Origin of the sequence: Rothia sp. BD8 (assembly GCF_044878465.1) — a bacterium.
GTDB lineage: Bacteria > Actinomycetota > Actinomycetes > Actinomycetales > Micrococcaceae > Rothia > Rothia kristinae.
Genome location: NZ_JANJES010000015.1, coordinates 18,239 through 36,596, shown reverse-complemented (window position 1 = coordinate 36,596; position 18,358 = coordinate 18,239). Strand labels below are relative to the sequence as shown.

The following is an 18,358-nucleotide window of genomic DNA, read 5'->3' as shown; positions in this document are numbered from 1 at the left end:
GCCGTCAGGACGAGGCCGAGGGCTGCGGGTGTCATGGGTCGAGTCTAGGAGCTCGCGCTCGGACCGTCACCCGGCGGAGGCTATCCTGGGACGAGGCCGAGACGACCACAACGACGTGTCCAGTCTTCCAGGAAGGTATCCGCCACCGTGCCTCTGAACCCGAGCACCGAGTCCACCGAGCCCCTCGCCGATCCCCGCGATCCCCAGATCGACCCCTGGATCCGGCGGTACTACCAGCACTCCACCGCCGAGGACCTGGCCGAGAGCACCCGGGAGGAGCTGCTGGAGCGGGCCCGCCTGCACCGGGACCTCGCCGAGCATCGCCGGCCGCAGGAGGCCTCCGTGCAGGTGGTGCGCACCGGGCGCGGCTGGACCCTGATGATCGTCACCGACGACATGCCCTTCCTCGTCTCCTCCGTGACCGCGGAGGTCGCCGGGAACCACGGCGGCTCCGACGCCCTGTTCCACCCCGTCTTCCTCGTGCACCGGGACCCGGACACCGGCGCCCTGGAATCCCTGCGCGGACTGGAGACCAAGCAGCCGGTGGCCAGCGGGGACACCGCCGCGATCCCGTCCCTGGGGCCGGCCGTCGGCAAGGCCTCCGCGATCGAGTCCTGGATCAGCATGGACCTGTCCGACGTCGACGACGAGCGCTCCGCCCAGCACCTCACCGCGGCGATCCACCGGGTCCTGGCCGATGTGCGCCGGGCCCACCGCGACGCCGAGGCCGTGCGGGAGAAGGTCCTGGACCTCTCCGAGCGGGTCGGGACCCTCGCCGACCCGGAGCAGGGCACCGGGCCCCTGCGGGTCCAGGACGCCGCCCCGGACGCCGCCGAGCATCCGCAGGTGGTGCGGGAGTTCCTGGCGTGGCTGGCCCGGGAGAACTTCCTGTTCTTCGGGTACAAGGAGCGGGACCTGCGCGAGGGCCCCGACGGGCTGAGCATCTCCGACCGGCCCGGCACCGGCCTGGGCATCCTCGCCGAGGAGGGCGGGCACGACGTCGACCCCGAGCCGCGCCTGCTCACCGGACGCTCCCGGGACAACGCCGCCGACCGGAAGATCGTCTACATCACCAAGGCCAACTCCCGCTCCACGATCCACCGGCACGAGTTCCTGGACTACATCGGGCTGCGGGACCTCGACGCCTCCGGGCGGGTGATCGGGGAGTACGTGATCCTGGGACTGTTCTCCCTGCGGGCCTACTCCCTGCCCGCCACCGAGACGCCGCTGATGCGCGAGCGGGTGCGGGTGGTGCGCAACCGGCTGGGATTCCAGCCCGGCTCCCACTCGGACAAGACCCTCACCGGCATGATCGAGGAGTACCCGCGCCTGGAGCTGCTGCAGGCGGACCAGGACACCCTCACGGACACCTTCGCGGGGATCATGGGCCTGGAGGAGCGGCGGCGCACCCGGCTGTTCCTGCGCCCGGACGAGTTCGGGCGGTTCGTCTCCGCCGTCGTGTTCCTGCCGCGGGACCGGTACAACACCGGGGTGCGCCAGCGCATCGAGGCCGTGCTGCACCGGGAGATCGACCTGGCCTCCAGCGACTTCGAGGTGCACCTGTCCGTCTCCGCCCTGGCCCGGATCTTCTTCCGGCTGCGCCTGGCGGACCCGGATCAGGTCCCGGACCTGGACGTCGCCGCGATCGAGCGGAAGCTGCAGGCCGCGACCCGCTCCTGGCCCGAGGCCCTGGAGACCGCGCTGCATGCGCAGGGCACCGCCGACGCCGCCTCCTGGGCCGACGCCGCCCCGGCCACCTACCGCGCGGACTACGAGATCGAGGACGCGGTGGCCGACGTCGCCGTGTTCACCCGGCTGCTGGCCGCCGGAGCGGACCGCCCGGCCGCGGTGCGCCTGCACCGGCCCGACGGGCACGGGCAGCACCACCCGGACCAGACCCGGGAGCTGCGCCTGAAGACCTACCTGCGCGAACCCCGCACCCTCACCGCCCTGCTGCCGCTCATGCAGCACCTGGGCCTGACCGTCGTGGATCAGCGCCCCTACGACCTGCGGGCCCCCGGCGGGCAGGACGTGCTGCTCTACGACTTCGGGGTGATCTTCCCCGACGGGGTGGATCCGGAGGCCGTGCTCGAGCTGTACGAGGACGCCCTGTGCGCGGTGCTGTCCGGGCGGGCCGAATCCGACTCCCTGGACCGGCTGGTGCTGGCCGAGGCCCTGCCGTGGCGCACCGTCGCGATCCTGCGCGCCTACACCCGCTACCTGGTGCAGCTGGGCACCGGGTTCACCCCGGCGTTCATGGCCGACACCCTGCTGGCCCACCCGCGGGTGACCCGGCTGCTGGTGGAGCTGTTCGAGGCCGGCTTCGCCCCCGCGGCTTCCTCCCCGGCCGACGTCGACCCCGACGCCGCGCCGACGCAGGCGGACGACGTCGCGGCCCGGCGCGCCGCCCGGGAGGAGATCCGGGAGCGCATCGGGCGGGCTCTGGACGAGGTGCCCACCCTGGACGCGGACCGGATGCTGCGCGCGCTCGCGGAGGTCGTCGCGGCCACGGTGCGCACCAACGCGTACCAGGACCGGGTGAGCATCGCCTTGAAGGTGCGGCCCCGGGAGATCTCCTTCGCGCCGCTGCCGCGCCCGGCCTTCGAGATCTGGGTGCACTCCCCGCGCGTGGAGGGCGTGCACCTGCGCTTCGGGGAGATCGCCCGCGGCGGGCTGCGCTGGTCCGACCGGCGCGAGGACTTCCGCACCGAGGTGCTCGGGCTGGTCAAGGCGCAGATGGTCAAGAACGCCGTCATCATCCCGACCGGCGCCAAGGGCGGATTCTACGCCAAGCAGCTGCCGGACCCGGCCGTGGACCGCGAAGCCTGGCTGGCGGAGGGGCGGGCCGCCTACTCCCTGTTCATCCGCTCCCTGCTGGACGTCACGGACAACCTCGTCACCGACGACGCCGGGCACCAGAGCGTGCGGCGCCCGGAGGGCGTCATCGCCCTGGACGCGGAAGACACGTACCTGGTGGTCGCCGCGGACAAGGGCACCGCGACCTTCTCGGACCTGGCCAACTCCATCTCCGCGGAGTACGGGTTCTGGCTGGGCGATGCCTTCGCCTCCGGCGGATCCGTGGGCTACGACCACAAGGCCATGGGCATCACCGCCCGCGGCGCGTGGGAGTCGGTCAAGCGCCACTTCGCGGAGCTGGGCATCGACTGCCAGGCCGAGGAGTTCACGGCCGTGGGCATCGGGGACATGTCCGGGGACGTGTTCGGCAACGGGATGCTGCGCTCGGAGCACACCCGGCTGGTGGCGGCCTTCGACCACCGGGACATCTTCATCGACCCGGACCCGGACCCCGCCTCCTCCTACGCCGAGCGGCAGCGGCAGTTCACCACCCCGCGCTCCAGCTGGCAGGACTACGACCGCTCCCTGATCTCCGCCGGCGGCGGGGTGTTCTCCCGCCGGGAGAAGTCCATCGAGCTGACCCCGCAGATCCGGGAGGCCCTGGGCATCGAGGAGGAGGTGGCGCGGCTGTCCCCGCCGGAGCTGGTCTCCGCGATCCTGAAGGCGCCCGTGGACCTGCTGTACAACGGCGGCATCGGCACCTACGTGAAGGCCTCCGGCGAGACCCACGCCGAGGTGGGGGACAAGGCCAACGACGCCCTGCGCGTGGATGGTGCTGACCTGCGCTGCCGCATCGTCGGGGAGGGCGGGAACCTGGGCTTCACCCAGCGCGGGCGCATCGAGGCCGCCCGCGCCGGGGTCATCCTCAACACGGACGCGATCGACAACTCCGCCGGGGTGGAGACCTCGGACCGGGAGGTGAACCTGAAGATCCTCGTGGACCGGCTGGTGGCCCGCGGGCTGCTGGAGGCCGAGGAGCGGGCGGGGTTCATCGAGGAGCAGACCGACGCCGTCGCCCGCGCCGTGCTGGAGACCAACCGGGAGCAGAACGTGCTCCTGCAGGCCGAGCGCCTGGGCACCATGCCCACCCGCTCCTCGGCCGTGCGGCTGATGCACCACCTCGAGGAGCACGCCGGGCTGGACCGGGGCATCGAGGACCTGCCCTCCGACGCCGAGCTGACCGCGCGCTTCGAGGACGGCTGGGGGCTGACCGGGCCGGAGCTGTCCGTGCTCGCCGCGTACGCGAAGATCGACGTGACCGCGGCCCTGCTCGACGCCGGCTTCGGCGAGGACCCGTGGCTGGCGCGCATCCTCGAGGAGTACTTCCCGGAGGAGGTGATCCGCCGCTTCGGCGGTGAGCTGGACGAGCACCCGCTGCGCCGGGAGATCATCTGCACCCGGGTGGCCAACGAGATGGTCAACACCGCCGGCATCACCTTCGCCTACCGGGTGCTGGAGGAGACCGGGGCCTCCGCGGCCAGCGTGGCCGCGGCCTTCCTGGTGGTGCGCGAGCTGTTCGGGATCCGCGGGCTCATGGAGCGCTTCCGCGCCCTGCCGGCCGACGTCGCCCCGGAGGCCTGGCGGGCCGTGGGCCGGGAGATCCAGCGGCTCGTGGACCGCGGCACCCGCTGGTTCATCGACGAGGGCACCCTGGCCGCCGGGGAGGTCGCGCAGTCCGTGGCGGAATCCCAGCGGATCGCCGCGGTGATCCGGCGGTACCGCCCGGCCCTGGAGCTGGCCGGGGACGTCCCGGAGCTGCTGGGGCCCGAGGCCGCCCGGCGCTGGACCGAGCGCTTCGAGGACGCCCGCTCCTGGGGGGTCCCGGAGGATCTGGCCCGGGACTGGGCCGGCCTGCTGGAGGCCTACCCGCTGCTGGATGTGGCCCGGCTGGCCGAGCAGGCCCCGGTCGGTCTGCGCTCCTGCGCCCTGGTGCGCTACGCGGTCGCGGACCGGTTCGACGCCGAGCTCCTGCTCGAGGCGATCACGCATCTGCCGCGAGGGGACCGCTGGGAGACCCTCGCCCGCTCCTCCCTGCGCTCGGACCTGTACGAGACCCTCGCGGACCTGACCCTGGCGGTGACCGAGGAGATCGGCGGCGCTGCGGCCGGTGACGGTGACGCGGCGGGCAGTGCTGGTGGCGACGGCGGGCCGGCTGAGGACGGCGCGGCGTCGTCCGGTGCCGACGAGGTGTCCGGGCCTGAGGAGGCCGAGCGCGCCGTGGCCGCCTGGGAGGAGCGCCACCCGGTGCACACCGCGCGGGTCGAGCGGCTGATGGAGGAGGTGCGCGCGCAGCTGGAGCACTCCCCGGATGCCCCGCGCCTGTCCACCCTGTCCGTGGCGGTCCGGGCCCTGCGCGACCTGGTGTAGCCGCCCTCCCCTCCCTCCCCTCACGCCGAACCGTCACTGGCGTGGCGCATCCGGGGCTCAGAAGGCACGCGAGTGACGGTTCGACGCCGTCACGTGCGCCGAGCCGTCACTCACGTGGGCTATCCGGGGTCCGGAAGCCACGCCGATGACGGTTCGGTGCGCACGGAAAAAGGGGCGGCCCCGGGACTGGTGAGTCCCGGGGCCGCCCCCGTCGCATCGGGTGCGAGGATCAGATCGCGCGGATCGAGCTGGCCTGCATACCCTTGGGGCCGCGCTCGGGAGTGAACTCCACGGCCTGACCCTCCTCGAGGTTGCGGAAGCCGTTGCCCTCGATGGCGGAGTAGTGGGCGAACAGGTCGTCCGAGCCGTCGTCGGGAGCGATGAAGCCGTAGCCCTTTTCGCCGTTGAACCATTTCACGATGCCAGTGGCCATAATCTCTTGCTTTCGTTGGGGTGGCCGCGGAAGCGGCCGGTGCTGCTTCGCCGGCGGGGATGCCGGCGCGGGCGTCCTGCTCCGTGGGCGGCCGATCACCGGGACGCACGGCAGGTGCAGGAAGTCAGATGGAGAACTCATCGAGAAGTCCGGCCGGGCGCACCGGCCTGGGACTGCGAAAAGACCGCATCAGGGTCGTCATGAAGATCATGGGCGGTCCGTGCGAAGGTGATCTCCGAACCGCCGGATCACGTGCACCGTCAACACTACCAGCTCCAGGCCGCCGGCGGGGGAGCGTCGGTGAGTCCCTCGTCCCTCCGGCGTGTCACCGGGGTCGACGCAGCACCAGGGCCATGCCGCTGAGGTGGCGGCGGTGATCCCAGAACACCCGGTGCATCCGCTGCGCCCGCCGGGCCGCCCGAGGCCGACGCGCCATGTTCCCCAGGATCCGGAGGACTCCGGCGGCACCTTCGTCCGCCAGCATCCGCCGCGGCTGCAGCATGGACATCGGCACCAGCTTCATCTGCTCCGGCCGCAGCCCCTGCGACTGGGCGAGGTCCTCCCAGTCCGGCACGGTCAGCGGACGGGCCGGCAGGCGCAGCTCCCGCGTCAGGTTGCGGCGGATGCCCTCCTGCTCCAGCGCGGAGAGCTGACCGGGGCGCAGGGCCAGCTCGTGCACCCCGCACACCCCTCCCGGACGCAGGATCCGGTGGGCCTCGGCCAGCACCGCGGCCTTCTCCTCGTCTCCCAGGGTGGACAGCACCGCCTCGATGAGCACGACGTCGGCGGATGAGGCGGGCAGGCCGGTGCGCTCGGCGCGGCCGATGACCGCCCGGTATCGGGAGCCCTCCGGCAGCAGGTCCGCGATCATCTGCTGGGTCTCCTCGTCGGACTCCACCCCGGTGTACCCGGCGGGCGCGTCCGCCAGGATCGCCCGGGTGCCCAGACCCCGGCCGGGGAGGATCTCCACGACGTCGCGTCCTTCGACGGCGAGCTGAGTCAGCAGCCAGCGGGTGGTCTCCAATCCTCCGGGGCGCAGGACGCGCTTGCCCAGCTGAGCCAGAATCCACGGGTCCCGCGCCGCGGCCGATGGGCCGGCCCCTCCCCGATCACGGGCGGGATGAGTGCCGGTGCTCTCCGGGGGAGTCATCGTGCGGGCTTCCTCTCGGCGTCGATGCTGATGGGGGCGCTTCCAGCTTAGGCCGAGCGGAGTGCGCTCCGGGAGAGCGTGACGTTCTCCCCCGCGCCCTTCGGGCGACCCCGGTACCGTGGTGCCATGAGCACCGCCGCCCACGCCTCCGCCTCCTCCGCCCCTCGCGTCGCCGTCGAGCCCGCTGCCGATGCCGCCGCCGGGCCGGCGATCCCCGAGCCGGCCCTGGGCAAGCGGGCCGCGCAGCGCCAGCGCAAGACGGCCGCCATCGTGGAGGCCGCGACCCAGCTGTTCCGCAGCCGCGGCTATGAATCCGTGACCACCCAGCAGATCGCCGAGGCCGCCAGGGTCACCAACGGGGCCTTCTTCCGGCACGTCGGCTCCAAATCGGATCTGCTGGTGCGGGTGGTCAACGACCAGCTGCGCACCGGGCACGACCGCGCCCTGGCCTCCCTCGAGGAGGGGGCCGACCCCACGCAGGCGATCCTGGACCTGATGGTCCCGCTGCGGGACCTCTCCCTGGAGCACCCCGAGCTGGCCACCGCCTACATCCGCGAGGTGGTCTTCGCCCGCAGCACCCTGACCGCGGGCTCCCTGGAGCAGATCGATCGGATGCGCTTCGCGATCGAACGGATCCTGCGTCACGCGGATGCCGCGGCCGACGCCGACCGGGCCGGGCAGCGCCCCGCGGACTACTGCGCATTCGCCGCGGACACCGTGTTCTCCTCGATCTGCATCGAGCTGGTGCGCGCCTCCCTGGGCCGCTCCGACGTGCTGAGCCTGCCCGAGCGCTTCCGCACCATGATCACCCGGCTGGTGGAGATGCTGCTGCGCTGAGGCCCGCGAGTCCGGACGGTGCGACACCCCGTGCATCGCGCCGTTGCTCGGCTCGTCATCGACGATGGCGCTCGGCCCGACCGGGCGGGGTGATGGGGGAGATCGACGGGCGTCATCGTGCTCTCAGGGCGACCCCTGCGCCGAAAAAGCGGAGTACACTCCGAATTGAGGGCGGGCCCGATGGAGCGACTCGCCGGAAGGAGACGAACCATGTACTACAGCAGCGGCAACTACGAAGCATTTGCCCGGCCCCGCAAGCCCGAGGGGGTGGAGCACAAGCACGCTTACCTCGTCGGCGCCGGACTCGCCTCCCTGGCCGCCGCCGGATTCCTCGTCCGCGACGGGCAGATGCCGGGGGAGAACATCACGATCCTCGAGGCCAGCGACATCGCCGGCGGGGCCCTCGACGGCGTCGAGGACCCCCACCGGGACGGCTTCCTCATCCGCGGCGGGCGCGAGATGGAGAACCACTTCGAATGCCTGTGGGACCTCTTCCACTCGGTGCCCTCCCTGGAGACCGAAGGCGCCAGCGTGCTGGATGAGTTCTACTGGCTGAACAAGGACGACCCCAACTACTCCCTGATGCGCGCGACCCGCAACCGCGGCGAGGACGGGGGCACGGACGGGAAGTTCGACCTCAGCCTCAAGGCCCAGAAGGATCTCCTGGACCTGTTCATGTCCCGAGACGAAGACCTCTACGACAAGAGGATCAACGACGTCATGGGTCAGGACTTCTTCGACTCCACCTTCTGGCTGTACTGGCGCACCATGTTCGCCTTCGAGGAATGGCACTCCGCCCTGGAGATGAAGCTGTACGTGCAGCGGTTCATCCACCACATCGGCGGCCTGCCGGACTTCTCCGCCCTGAAGTTCACCAAGTACAACCAGTACGAATCCCTGGTGAAGCCGCTGATCGCCTGGCTGCAGGAGCAGGGCGTGAAGGTGCAGTTCGACACCCGGGTGACCAACGTCGTCTTCGACATCACCGCGCAGAAGAAGACCGCCCGGCGCATCGAATGGCTGCGCGGCGGCGAGAAGGGCGGCGTCGACATCGACGAGGACACCCTCGTGTTCGTCACCAACGGCTCCCTGGTGGACAACTCCTCCTGGGGCACCAAGGACACCGCCCCCGAATGGGATTACAGCACCCCTGAGGGCGGGGCCTGGAGCCTGTGGAAGAACATCGCCCAGCAGGACCCGGACTTCGGGCGCCCGGACAAGTTCATCCACGCCCCCAACGTCCACGCCGAGCACGAGACGGCCTGGGAATCCGCGACCATCACCACCCTGGATGACAAGATCACCCCGTACATCGAGAAGATCTGCCGACGGGACCCGCATTCCGGGCGCGTGGTCACCGGTGGCATCGTCACCGCCCGGGACTCCGCCTGGCTGCAGTCCTGGACCATCAACCGCCAGCCGCACTTCGCCGCGCAGAAGCCCAACGAGCTGACCATCTGGTTCTACGGACTGTTCATCGACACCCCCGGCGACTTCATCAAGAAGCCGATGCGCGAGTGCACCGGGGACGAGATCTGCCAGGAATGGCTCTACCACCTGGGCGTACCCGAGGAGCAGATCCCGCAGCTGGCCAAGGAATCCTGCATCACCCGGCCGTGCGCGATGCCCTTCGTCACCGCGTTCTTCATGCCGCGCACCGCGGGTGATCGTCCCCAGGTGGTGCCGGAGCACGTCACCAACTTCGCGTTCCTCGGGCAGTTCGCCGAGACCGTGCGGGACACGATCTTCACCACCGAGTACTCGGTGCGCACCGCGATGGAGGCCGTGTACCAGCTGCTCGACGTCGAGCGCGGCGTGCCCGAGGTGTGGGGCTCCGTCTACGACGTGCGGGACCTGCTCCACGCCACCACCGCCGTGCGCGACGGCAAGCCCCTGCCGGTGCCCGGCTGGCTGCGCAAGCAGCTGGACAAGACCATGGTCGGGGACATGCTCGAGCGCTACGGCGTGATGAAGCAGGCCTGATCGAGGCCGGCACGTCCCGGGAGCCCAGCACGACGCCGCCCGGCCCCTCCCCGGTGAGGAGGGGCCGGGCGGCGTCGTCGTGTCCGCCGGGCAGATGGGTGCGTCGGGTCAGTAGGTGTAGAACCCGCCGCCGGCGTCCCGGCCGCGGCGACCGCGGTCGATGAACTCGGTCTTGATCCGCTGAGCCACCTTCTTCGACTCCTCGGTCCCGGCGTTGAGGTTGATCTGGTAGACCGTCTCCATCCCGACGACGTCGAGGATCTGGAACGGGCCCAGCGGGGAGCCGGTGGCGGTGCGCCAGGTCTTGTCGATCTCCTCGGGCTCCGCGATGTCCTGGACCCACAGGTGCGTGGCGGCGTTGAGGAACGGCACCAGCAGCGTGTTCAGCACGTAGCCGGGCTGTTCCTTCTCCACGTGGATGGGCACCAGCCCGATCTGTCCCGCGAACTCCAGCACCTGCTGCACCGCCTGGGGGTCCGTGCCCGCGTGGCCCATCACCTCGCCGGTGTTGTTCTTCCACACCTCGTTGGCGAAGTGCAGGGCAAGGAACCGCTCCGGGTGTCCCGTGGCCGCGGCGATGTCGCTGGGCAGCAGGGTCGAGGAGTTGGTGCACAGCACCGCCTGCTCCGGGGCCGCTGCCCCGATCTGCGCCCACACCTTCCTCTTCAGCTCCAGGTTCTCCGGCACGGCCTCGATGACGACGTCGGCCTCGGCCAGCGCCTGCGCGAGATCGGCGCTGTGGTGCAGCCGGGAGCGGGTCTGCTCCAGCTGGTCCTCGGTGGCCTCCATGTCCCGAACGTAGAATCCGGCCAGCCGATCCCACCGGGTGGGGAGCTCGGCGAGGATCTCCTCGGAGATGTCATAGACCATCACCTCCTTCCCGAAGAACGCCGCCTGGAAGGCGATCTGGGAGCCCAGAACCCCTGAGCCGATGACGGTGACGTGCGTGAAGCCGCTCATGGTGTGCCTCGATCCTCGAATCGGTCCGGGAGCGCATCCTCGCGCCCCTCGCCGCCCACGATAGTCCTTCCGGAGTGCGCTCCGGAATGGGGTCAGGGTGGGTGGGTCCTGGGCTGATCCCCGGCGATCGGTGCCTTCCGGGGGCTGCGGCTGACCTAGAATCGGTATAGAAGATACCGAATATCTGGGAGGGGTCATGGCTCGAACGGGCATTCCAGGACGCGGCCCCGGTGCGCAACAGCCACGCCGAGCTTCTGCGCAGGGTCGGGCTGAGCTCGAGGAGGCGCAGATGAGCTCCGGAACCGCTGTCCACCTGCTCGACGCCGCCCCCGTTCCGGACCCCGGCCGTCCTCGCCCTGCAGTGGCCCGCGTGCTGCAGGGAGCCGGGGCGAATCTGATCCTGTTCGCCTTCGCCCCGGGGCAGAGTCTGCCCGAGCACCGGGCCGCGCACCCGATCACGGTGCAGTGCCTGCGCGGCACCCTGGACTTCACCTGGGGCGGACGCACCGAGCGGTTGGACCCCGGCACGGTGGTGCACCTGCCCGCACACGTCACGCATCGTGTGGACCGCCCGGACGACGACGCGTCGAACCCCCGTGACGGGGAGATCTCAGCCGTGCTGCTGCTGACCATGCTGACCGGCGCGCCGGAGACGGTGCCGCATCAGGCGGACCCGGGCTCGGCGTCGAAGAGCTGACCCCGGTGCCCGCCCCCGTCTGCCATGATGGTGCGCGACGTCGAGGAGAGCGGGGTGAGGGGCGATGGTCGCCGCCGGAGCGTCCCTGGTGGGGCTGGGACTGGTCATGGGGTTCAGCCCCAGCATGTACGCCGTCGTGCTGCACCTGCTGACCACCGAGAACCGGCCCGCCCGACTGATCCGGTGGCTGACCCTCGGCATCGTTCTGGGGGCGACGATCCTGATGTTCGCGTTCCGCGCCGTGGACCCGGATGTGCTGGCCCGGCTGCTGGAGGACCGCACCCGAGAGCTGCTGGTGCGCCGCGGCGTGGACCTCGCCGCGGGCCTGGTGTTCCTGCTGCTGGCCGCCTGGCAGTGGCACCGCTCCCGCCGACCCCTGAAACCCCACCGCCCGCCGTCCCCGGGGGACGCCCGACCCTCCCGGATGGTGCTGATCGGGCTGGCCAACACGTTCATCGGCTTCAGTGGCCCCGCCACCATGTACGTGGCCGGGCGGGCCATCCGCGGGGCCGGGCACCATCACCTGTGGGTCGAGGTGCTCCTGTACCTGGTGTTCCTTCTCGGGGTGGTCGGGCCGTACCTGCTGGCCGCCTGGGCGTGGGGCGCGTTCCCCCGCGCCGCCCGGGCCGTGCGCACCGGCTCCGCGTGGGCGGCTCGCCAGGACATCCGCCCGGCCGTGGCGATCCTGCTGGCCGCGGCCGGCGTCGTCTTCCTGGTGCTGGCCGCGGTGGGGTGAGTCGGCTGCGCTCGCTCTCTGGGGCGGGGCCGGGGTTGGGCGGGTGGGCGTTTTGGGAGCGGTTTTGGTGTGTGGGAGCCTCGAGAACGCTCCCAAACGTCGAAACCCCTCCCAAACCGGCTGGCTCGGCTCGTCAGGCGCACCGGCTCACCCGGCCAGGCGGTCGTGGGCGAGCTGGGCCAGGCCCGCGGCCATGACGGGCAGGACCGCGTCGTCGAACCGGACGCGCGCGGAGTGGTTGGTGGGCGAGGCCGCCGGGTCCTCGTCCGGGTAGGAGGCGCCGACGTGCAGGAACGCGCCCGGCACCTGCTCCAGGACGTAGGAGAAGTCCTCGGACCCCATCCGGGAGTGCTCCCGCTGCGTCACGGCATCCTCCCCCAGCAGACCCCGCAGGCTCCGCGCGGCGAAGTCGGCCTCCGCCGGGTCGCAGATGGTGGCCGGGTACAGCTCGGAGAAGTCCACCGTGACCGTGCAGCCGTGGGCCGCGGCGATGCCCTGCGCCAGCTCCTCCACCATGCTCCCGAACCGCTGGGTGCCCGCCCGATCCATGGTGCGCACGGACCCGCCGATGAAGGCCTCGTCCCCGATCACGTTCTCCGCGGCCCCGCCGGCGCGCAGCTGCGTGATGGTCGCGACCACCGGCTCCGTGGCCGGGAAGGTCTGCTGGATCCTCGCCGGCAGGGCGGCGGCGATCTCGACGGCGGCCGGCACGGGGTTGCGCGCGTTGTGCGGTTGCGAGCCGTGCCCGCCGGCCCCGTGCACGGTGATGCCCAGGATGTTGGCCGCGGCCATGTAGGTGCCCGGTCGGTACTGGAAGGTGCCCCGCCGACCGGGGTGCACGTGGAAGCCGTAGGCGGCGACGACGCGCGGGCCCGCGGCGTCGAGCACCCCCTCCTCGATCATGGGCAGCGCGCCGCCCGGGTTCTCCTCGCCCGGCTGGAACATGAACACGACGTCGCCGGCCAGCGTGTCCCGGTGGGCGCTGAGGATCCGCGCGGCCCCGACCAGCCCGGCGGTGTGCAGGTCGTGCCCGCAGGCGTGCATGGTGCCGGTGGCGGCGGCGAACTCCTCCCCGGAGTCCTCGAGGACCGGCAGCCCGTCCATGTCCCCGCGCAGCAGGACGGCGGGGCGGGTGGTGGTGTCAGCGGATGCGGCGGCGGGCCGACCCTGCCCGCGCAGCACCGCGGTGACGGAGGTGAGGGATCGGCCCGTGGTGATCTCCAGGGGCAGGACCTCCAGCTTCTCCAGCACCCGCTGCTGCGTCCACGGCAGGTGGGTGCCCAGCTCCGGCTGGCGGTGCAGCTCCCGGCGGAAGGCCCGCAGCTCGGGGCCGATGGTCTCGGCGGCGGGCAGGAAGGCTGGGGAGGGGTGGGTTGTGTCGGTGGTGGAGGTGGTGTCGTTGGCGGGGGTGATGTGCGGCATGGGGGTGATGGTAGCGGGCTGGTGTTTCGGGGGTCGGGGCGCGGGGGAGCGCACTTGGAAGTACATATCATTTATTTGGATACAGGGTCTTGAACTACCGGATTGGAGGCCGTACTGTGTGTCCCACAGGGAGCCCGGCACCGGGCCGGCTCGCGGTCGAAGATGGAGGAAAGCTCATGGCGAGGCGGATCGACTCGGCGACGCGAGGACGTTGCGTGGAATTTTGCATGCTATTCGGACCGCTGTTCCGTTCGGACAAGGCAACCAACGTCGCAGCCGCGCTTCTGCACGGGATCTCGGAGGAGTCAGTGAGACGGATGCGGAAGGGCAATCCGGGGAAGTATGGAATCCAGCCTCCCCTTCCTGGGTTGGGTGACGACCTGCTCTAGGCTGTATGGGTGGAGCGGGGCCCTTCGTTGAGGGATATCCTGCATCTGGATGCAGTGTCGCTCGTTTCCTAGGCCCCGCTCCTCCCCTGCTAGCGGTCCTCTGAGACGCGCACGCGCTTGTACATGAACAGAGAGGTCCGCGCTCCCTTCCCTTGGAGAACGCCGTGATTCGTAAGGATCTCCTGCGTTCAGAGATGCTCAGGCCGACGGCGGTGTCGGGGCACCGGCCGGCGGGGCGATGCGGGGGTAGCGATCTGCGGCGTCGGTTTCAGGCCGGGCGGTCGGTGCGCCGGTCTCCGCCGTATCCCCGGTGATCTCGGCGGTGTCTCCGCCGGGTGCCGAGGCGCGGGCCGGTGCCGGGTCCCAGGGGCGGTCCACGAGCCGCTTCTGCACGAGGATGGCGGCGCCGAGCAGCACCATACCGATGATGATGAGGATGATCGATCCGAGGACCACCCCGGGCTTCGCTCCGTAGCCGATGAGGATGCCGAACCACCCGAAGTCGGTGTCTCCGAACGTCGTGTTGGCGGAGCCGAAGGACCCCAGGACCTTGAGCAGCAGCGCCGGCAGGAAGGTCAGGAGCAGGCCGTTGACGAAGGCCCCGGCGACGGCGCCGCGTCGTCCGCCCGTGGCGTTGCCGTAGACGCCGGCGGCACCGCCGGTGAAGAAGTGGGGGACCAGTCCGGGCAGAATCAGGGCGAGGCCGAACATCGGGCCGAAGACGGTGCCGAGCAGCAGCAGCCCGATCAGGCCTCCGGCGAAGCTGGAGAGGAATCCGATGAGCACCGCGTTCTGCGCGTACGGGAACACGATGGGGGCGTCCAGGGCGGGGATGGCGCCGGGGACGATCTTGGCGGCGATCCCCTGGAAGGCCGGTACCAGCTCACCGAGGATGGTGCGCACCCCGAAGAGGATGACGGCCACGGCGATGCCGAACTGCAGCCCCTGGGTCACCGAGAGCATCATGTAATTACCGACGTCGGTCGCTCCGCCGTCGAAGGCCTGGAACGCGGTCTCAGATCCGGCTCGGACGAGGTAGATGACGGCGACGATCACGTACATGACCACCATGGACAGCGCGGTGGCGACCATGGAATCGCGGAGGAACCGCAGCCCTTCCGGGACCTTGATGTCCTCGGTGGAGCGGCTCTTGCCACGGGGGTCCACGAGGCGCCCCACGGCTCCGGAGGCGATGTATCCGGCGGTGCCGAAGTGCCCGATGGCGATGGAGTCGTCACCGGTGACTTTGCGGGTCCAGGGCTGCGCGAGAGCGGGCAGAGCGACCATCAGGATGCCCAGCAGCACCGCGCCCAGGCAGACGACGAGCGTCCCGGGCATCCCGGCGGAGGCCATCACGATGGTGATGAGCGTGGCCATGAACAGCAGGTGGTGTCCGGTGAGGAACACGTAGCGCAGGGGCGTGAATCGGGCGAGGAGGATGGCCACGAAGAACCCGAGGATCATCAGCCAGGACACCTGGGCGCCGTATTCCTGCTGAGCAATCCCCGCGATGGCCTCATTGGTGGGGACCACTCCCTGGGCGCCCAGGGCCCCCTGGATCATGGTCCCGAGTGGGTCCAGGGAGGCGGTGACGAGGGTGGCTCCGGCGCTGATGAGGAGGAATCCGAGCACCGCTTTGATGGCGCCTCCGACTACCTGGCCGGCGCTCTTCCGCAGCGCGATGAGGCCGACTGCCGTGATGATGCCGATCAGATAGGCGGGGACGCTGAGGATCTCATTGACGATGAACTGGCTGATCGCGATGAGGACGTTCATGGGGTGTGCTCCGGTTGGCGGGTGGTACGGATGTGCCGGGGGACCTCAGATGGCGTAGCGGCGGCGCAGGGCGGCGTCGACCTCTTCCTGGGAGGAGAAGTTCTCGATCACCTCGACGGGCACGCCGACATCCCCCAGCGTCTGGGCGATGGCCCCGGAGGTGAGGAGGAAGTCGGCTTCCTTGGCTCGGCCCTTGGCGGAGATGGTGTCGGTGGCTTCGACGGAGAGGTACGGGGACCAGCCCCAGCGGTCCAGGACCTGCTCGGTGGTGTTCTTGAGGAAGAGACTGGTGCCCAGGCCGTTGCCGCAGACCGTGAGCAGCAGGTTCTTGGAGGGGATGGTGTCGCCGGATGCGGCGGGGTCATCCGGCGTCGGCCTCTGCTGTGCGCTGTGCTGCCGCGGTGCTCCGGTGCTGGGAGCTCGTGTGGGGGCTGAGGCGAAGACCTCGAGAACCTCCTCCGGGGTGGCGGCGTCGTCCAGGGCGGCTCTCTTCTGCGTATCACCCAGGACCTGAGCGAGGGAGGCGAGAGCCTGCTGATGGGCGCCAGGGTCCTGTGCGGCCAGCGCCATCACGATGGTGACGGGGTCGTTGGAGGCGTGACCGAAGCGCACGGGTGCGGCCAGGCGGACGAAGGACAGGCCGGTGGCGGTCACCGAGGCGTCCGGTCGGGCATGAGCCAGGGCGAAGCCGGGCGTGATGACGATGTACGGCCCGTGCTCCTCGACGACGTCGACCATGGCCTGGGTGTAGGACGGCCCGGCGACGCCGACGTCGGCCAAGAGCGCTCCGGCGTGCTGGATGGCGCTGCGCCAGTCCTCGGCATCGACCTCCAACTGGATCGCTGGGACGGAGATGAGGTCGCTGAGGCGGACCATCGCTGATCGCTCCTTGCTCGGTGGCGCACGTCGTTGTGGCTTCGATTCTACTGTGGCGGACGTCGACGATGCCTGAGGTGCGTCCGGCTGTTGGAACGGGCGAAGGCCTCCCCCTAAAGGGGAGCGTGGGTCGCGTGTGCTACCTGCACCTCGGCGTCGACATTTCCTCAACGAAGGCCTCCCCACGAAGGGGGGGCGAGGTCGAACAGGGCCGGGCGGACCAAGCCACCCTCCGACCCTCAACGAAGGCCTCCCCACGAAGGGGAGGCGAGAGTCCTTCTCGCAACACGGCTTCGGAAAGCGCGCGCCCTCAACGAAGGCCTCCCCACGAAGGGGAGGCGAGGTCCAGACGTTCCTCGCGCCGGTCTGGAACTGGCTCCCTCAACGAAGGCCTCCCCACGAAGGGGAGGCGAGACCGTGTCGAAGTGCGCGTGGACCCACGCGCCGAGCCCTCAACGAAGGCCTCCCCACGAAGGGGAGGCGAGCCGCCGCGGCCGCGCCGGCACCCCCGACGACGCCCCCTCAACGAAGGCCTCCCCACGAAGGGGAGGCGAGAGTCCCCCAGGCGGGGGAAGTGGTACAGCAGGACCCCTCAACGAAGGCCTCCCCACGAAGGGGAGGCGAGTCGCATGCCCTCAACATCCCGGCCGACGCCACGATCCCTCAACGAAGGCCTCCCCACGAAGGGGAGGCGAGCTGGGCGCGTGTGGGTGGGGCGCTCGTCCCCGTCCCTCAACGAAGGCCTCCCCACGAAAGGGAGGCGAGCTTTCAGCGCCTCAGTAGGCGCGGTTATCAGTGGACCCCTCAACGAAGGCCTCCCCACGAAGGGGAGGCGAGGGCCGTGGTAGCCCCGGCCTGCGCCCGCTCCGCCAGCCCTCAACGAAGGCCTCCCCACGAAGGGGAGGCGAGCCGTCCGGGATGGGTCCGTTGGAAACCTCCCAAACGCCTCAACGAAGGCCTCCCCACGAAGGGGAGGCGAGCGGCTGTAGGCATCGGCCCACTCTGCTGCGGACTGGCCGGCGCCTCAACGAAGGCCTCCCCACGAAGGGGAGGCGAGGAGCACACGATGGGGCCCGTGGCCGTGAAATCCCCGCCTCAACGAAGGCCTCCCCACGAAGGGGAGGCGAGCCCTTGCCCTTCGCGTCGTAGGCTTTCCGCTCGAGGGTGCCTCAACGAAGGCCTCCCCACGAAGGGGAGGCGAGCCCAGCTTGTGCGTGACCCCGTTGAAGTCCTTGGAGCCTCAACGAAGGCCTCCCCACGAAGGGGAGGCGAGTCCCTCCAGGTTCTGGTCCGCCGTCGAGACTCGCGCGCCTCAACGAAGGCCTCCCCACGAAGGGGAGGCGAGGCCCGTGGACGGTCTCTAACCTGCTGCCGGGCGCCGGCCTCAACGAAGGCCTCCCCACGAAGGGGAGGCGAGGTGCGAGAGAGGCCGCTGTGGGGCGCTGCGGGCCCGCCTCAACGAAGGCCTCCCCACGAAGGGGAGGCGAGGAACCGTGCGCACATGACCGGAGAGCCCTATGAGGGGCCTCAACGAAGGCCTCCCCACGAAGGGGAGGCGAGCCTCGGGGTGACCCCGGTGAACGTCACCGATGCCCGGCCTCAACGAAGGCCTCCCCACGAAGGGGAGGCGAGTCGGGTGGATCATCGAACGATTCCATGAGGGAATCGCCTCAACGAAGGCCTCCCCACGAAGGGGAGGCGAGGCGCGGCCCTCCGCGGAGAATTCGACCCCCTCGAGCAGCCTCAACGAAGGCCTCCCCACGAAGGGGAGGCGAGCCGCCCGCCCGCGAGACAACCCGGACACGATCTCCGCGCCTCAACGAAGGCCTCCCCACGAAGGGGAGGCGAGCTGAAGTGGGCCGTCGACGGGCTCATC

At 70.6% G+C, this 18,358-nt stretch carries 11 protein-coding genes and 1 CRISPR repeat array (1 of these 12 only partly in view); of the genes, 5 read left to right on the top strand and 6 right to left on the bottom strand.

Features of this window, described 5'->3' with window-relative positions:
* Positions 1–153 precede the first annotated feature (153 nt).
* A complete protein-coding gene (locus NQ707_RS09825) occupies positions 154–5,223 on the top strand; it encodes an NAD-glutamate dehydrogenase (protein WP_404435652.1) in 5,070 nt (1,689 codons plus the stop codon).
* A gap of 229 nt (positions 5,224–5,452) precedes the next feature.
* Here the strand turns inward: NQ707_RS09825 and NQ707_RS09820 are convergent, their stop codons facing one another.
* On the bottom strand, positions 5,453–5,656 hold the full coding sequence (locus NQ707_RS09820) for a cold-shock protein (protein WP_058730262.1): 204 nt from the start codon (positions 5,654–5,656) through the stop codon (positions 5,453–5,455).
* Positions 5,657–5,981: 325 nt separating this feature from the next.
* A complete protein-coding gene (locus NQ707_RS09815; RefSeq protein WP_404435645.1) occupies positions 5,982–6,806 on the bottom strand; it encodes a methyltransferase domain-containing protein in 825 nt (274 codons plus the stop codon).
* 126 nt (positions 6,807–6,932) lie between these two features.
* On the opposite strand from NQ707_RS09815, the gene NQ707_RS09810 reads away from it, so the two are divergent.
* Positions 6,933–7,643 (top strand): TetR/AcrR family transcriptional regulator, encoded by a 711-nt coding sequence (locus NQ707_RS09810; RefSeq protein WP_058730261.1) that lies wholly within the window; start codon positions 6,933–6,935, stop codon positions 7,641–7,643.
* 210 nt (positions 7,644–7,853) lie between these two features.
* Complete coding sequence (locus tag NQ707_RS09805; protein ID WP_064725760.1) at positions 7,854–9,626, top strand: oleate hydratase; 1,773 nt, start codon at positions 7,854–7,856, stop codon at positions 9,624–9,626.
* A gap of 108 nt (positions 9,627–9,734) precedes the next feature.
* On the opposite strand, the gene NQ707_RS09800 is transcribed toward NQ707_RS09805, so the two are convergent.
* Positions 9,735–10,586: a 3-hydroxyacyl-CoA dehydrogenase gene (locus tag NQ707_RS09800; protein WP_058743503.1), complete on the bottom strand. Its 852-nt coding sequence runs from the start codon at positions 10,584–10,586 to the stop codon at positions 9,735–9,737.
* Between the two features lie 289 nt (positions 10,587–10,875).
* Here NQ707_RS09800 and NQ707_RS09795 point away from each other — a divergent pair, with 289 nt between their 5' ends.
* Positions 10,876–11,283 carry a cupin domain-containing protein gene (locus NQ707_RS09795; protein WP_129358104.1) on the top strand — a complete coding sequence of 136 codons (408 nt, stop codon included), beginning with the start codon at positions 10,876–10,878 and terminating at the stop codon, positions 11,281–11,283.
* Between the two features lie 64 nt (positions 11,284–11,347).
* On the top strand, positions 11,348–12,019 hold the full coding sequence (locus tag NQ707_RS09790; protein ID WP_196826329.1) for a GAP family protein: 672 nt from the start codon (positions 11,348–11,350) through the stop codon (positions 12,017–12,019).
* Positions 12,020–12,166: 147 nt separating this feature from the next.
* Here the strand turns inward: NQ707_RS09790 and NQ707_RS09785 are convergent, their stop codons facing one another.
* The 3 genes from NQ707_RS09785 to NQ707_RS09775 all read right to left on the bottom strand — a co-directional run bounded on the left by NQ707_RS09785 (position 12,167) and on the right by NQ707_RS09775 (position 16,482).
* Positions 12,167–13,441 (bottom strand): M20 family metallopeptidase, encoded by a 1,275-nt coding sequence (locus NQ707_RS09785; protein WP_404435642.1) that lies wholly within the window; start codon positions 13,439–13,441, stop codon positions 12,167–12,169.
* Positions 13,442–14,028: 587 nt separating this feature from the next.
* Entirely contained in the window at positions 14,029–15,606 is a 1,578-nt protein-coding gene (locus NQ707_RS09780; protein ID WP_404435640.1) for a PTS ascorbate transporter subunit IIC, read from the bottom strand.
* A 45-nt stretch (positions 15,607–15,651) separates the two neighbouring features.
* Complete coding sequence (locus tag NQ707_RS09775; protein ID WP_129358100.1) at positions 15,652–16,482, bottom strand: PTS sugar transporter subunit IIA; 831 nt, start codon at positions 16,480–16,482, stop codon at positions 15,652–15,654.
* A gap of 164 nt (positions 16,483–16,646) precedes the next feature.
* Positions 16,647–18,358: a CRISPR direct-repeat array (repeat unit 35 nt; unit sequence CCTCAACGAAGGCCTCCCCACGAAGGGGAGGCGAG); it runs 1,563 nt beyond the window's last position.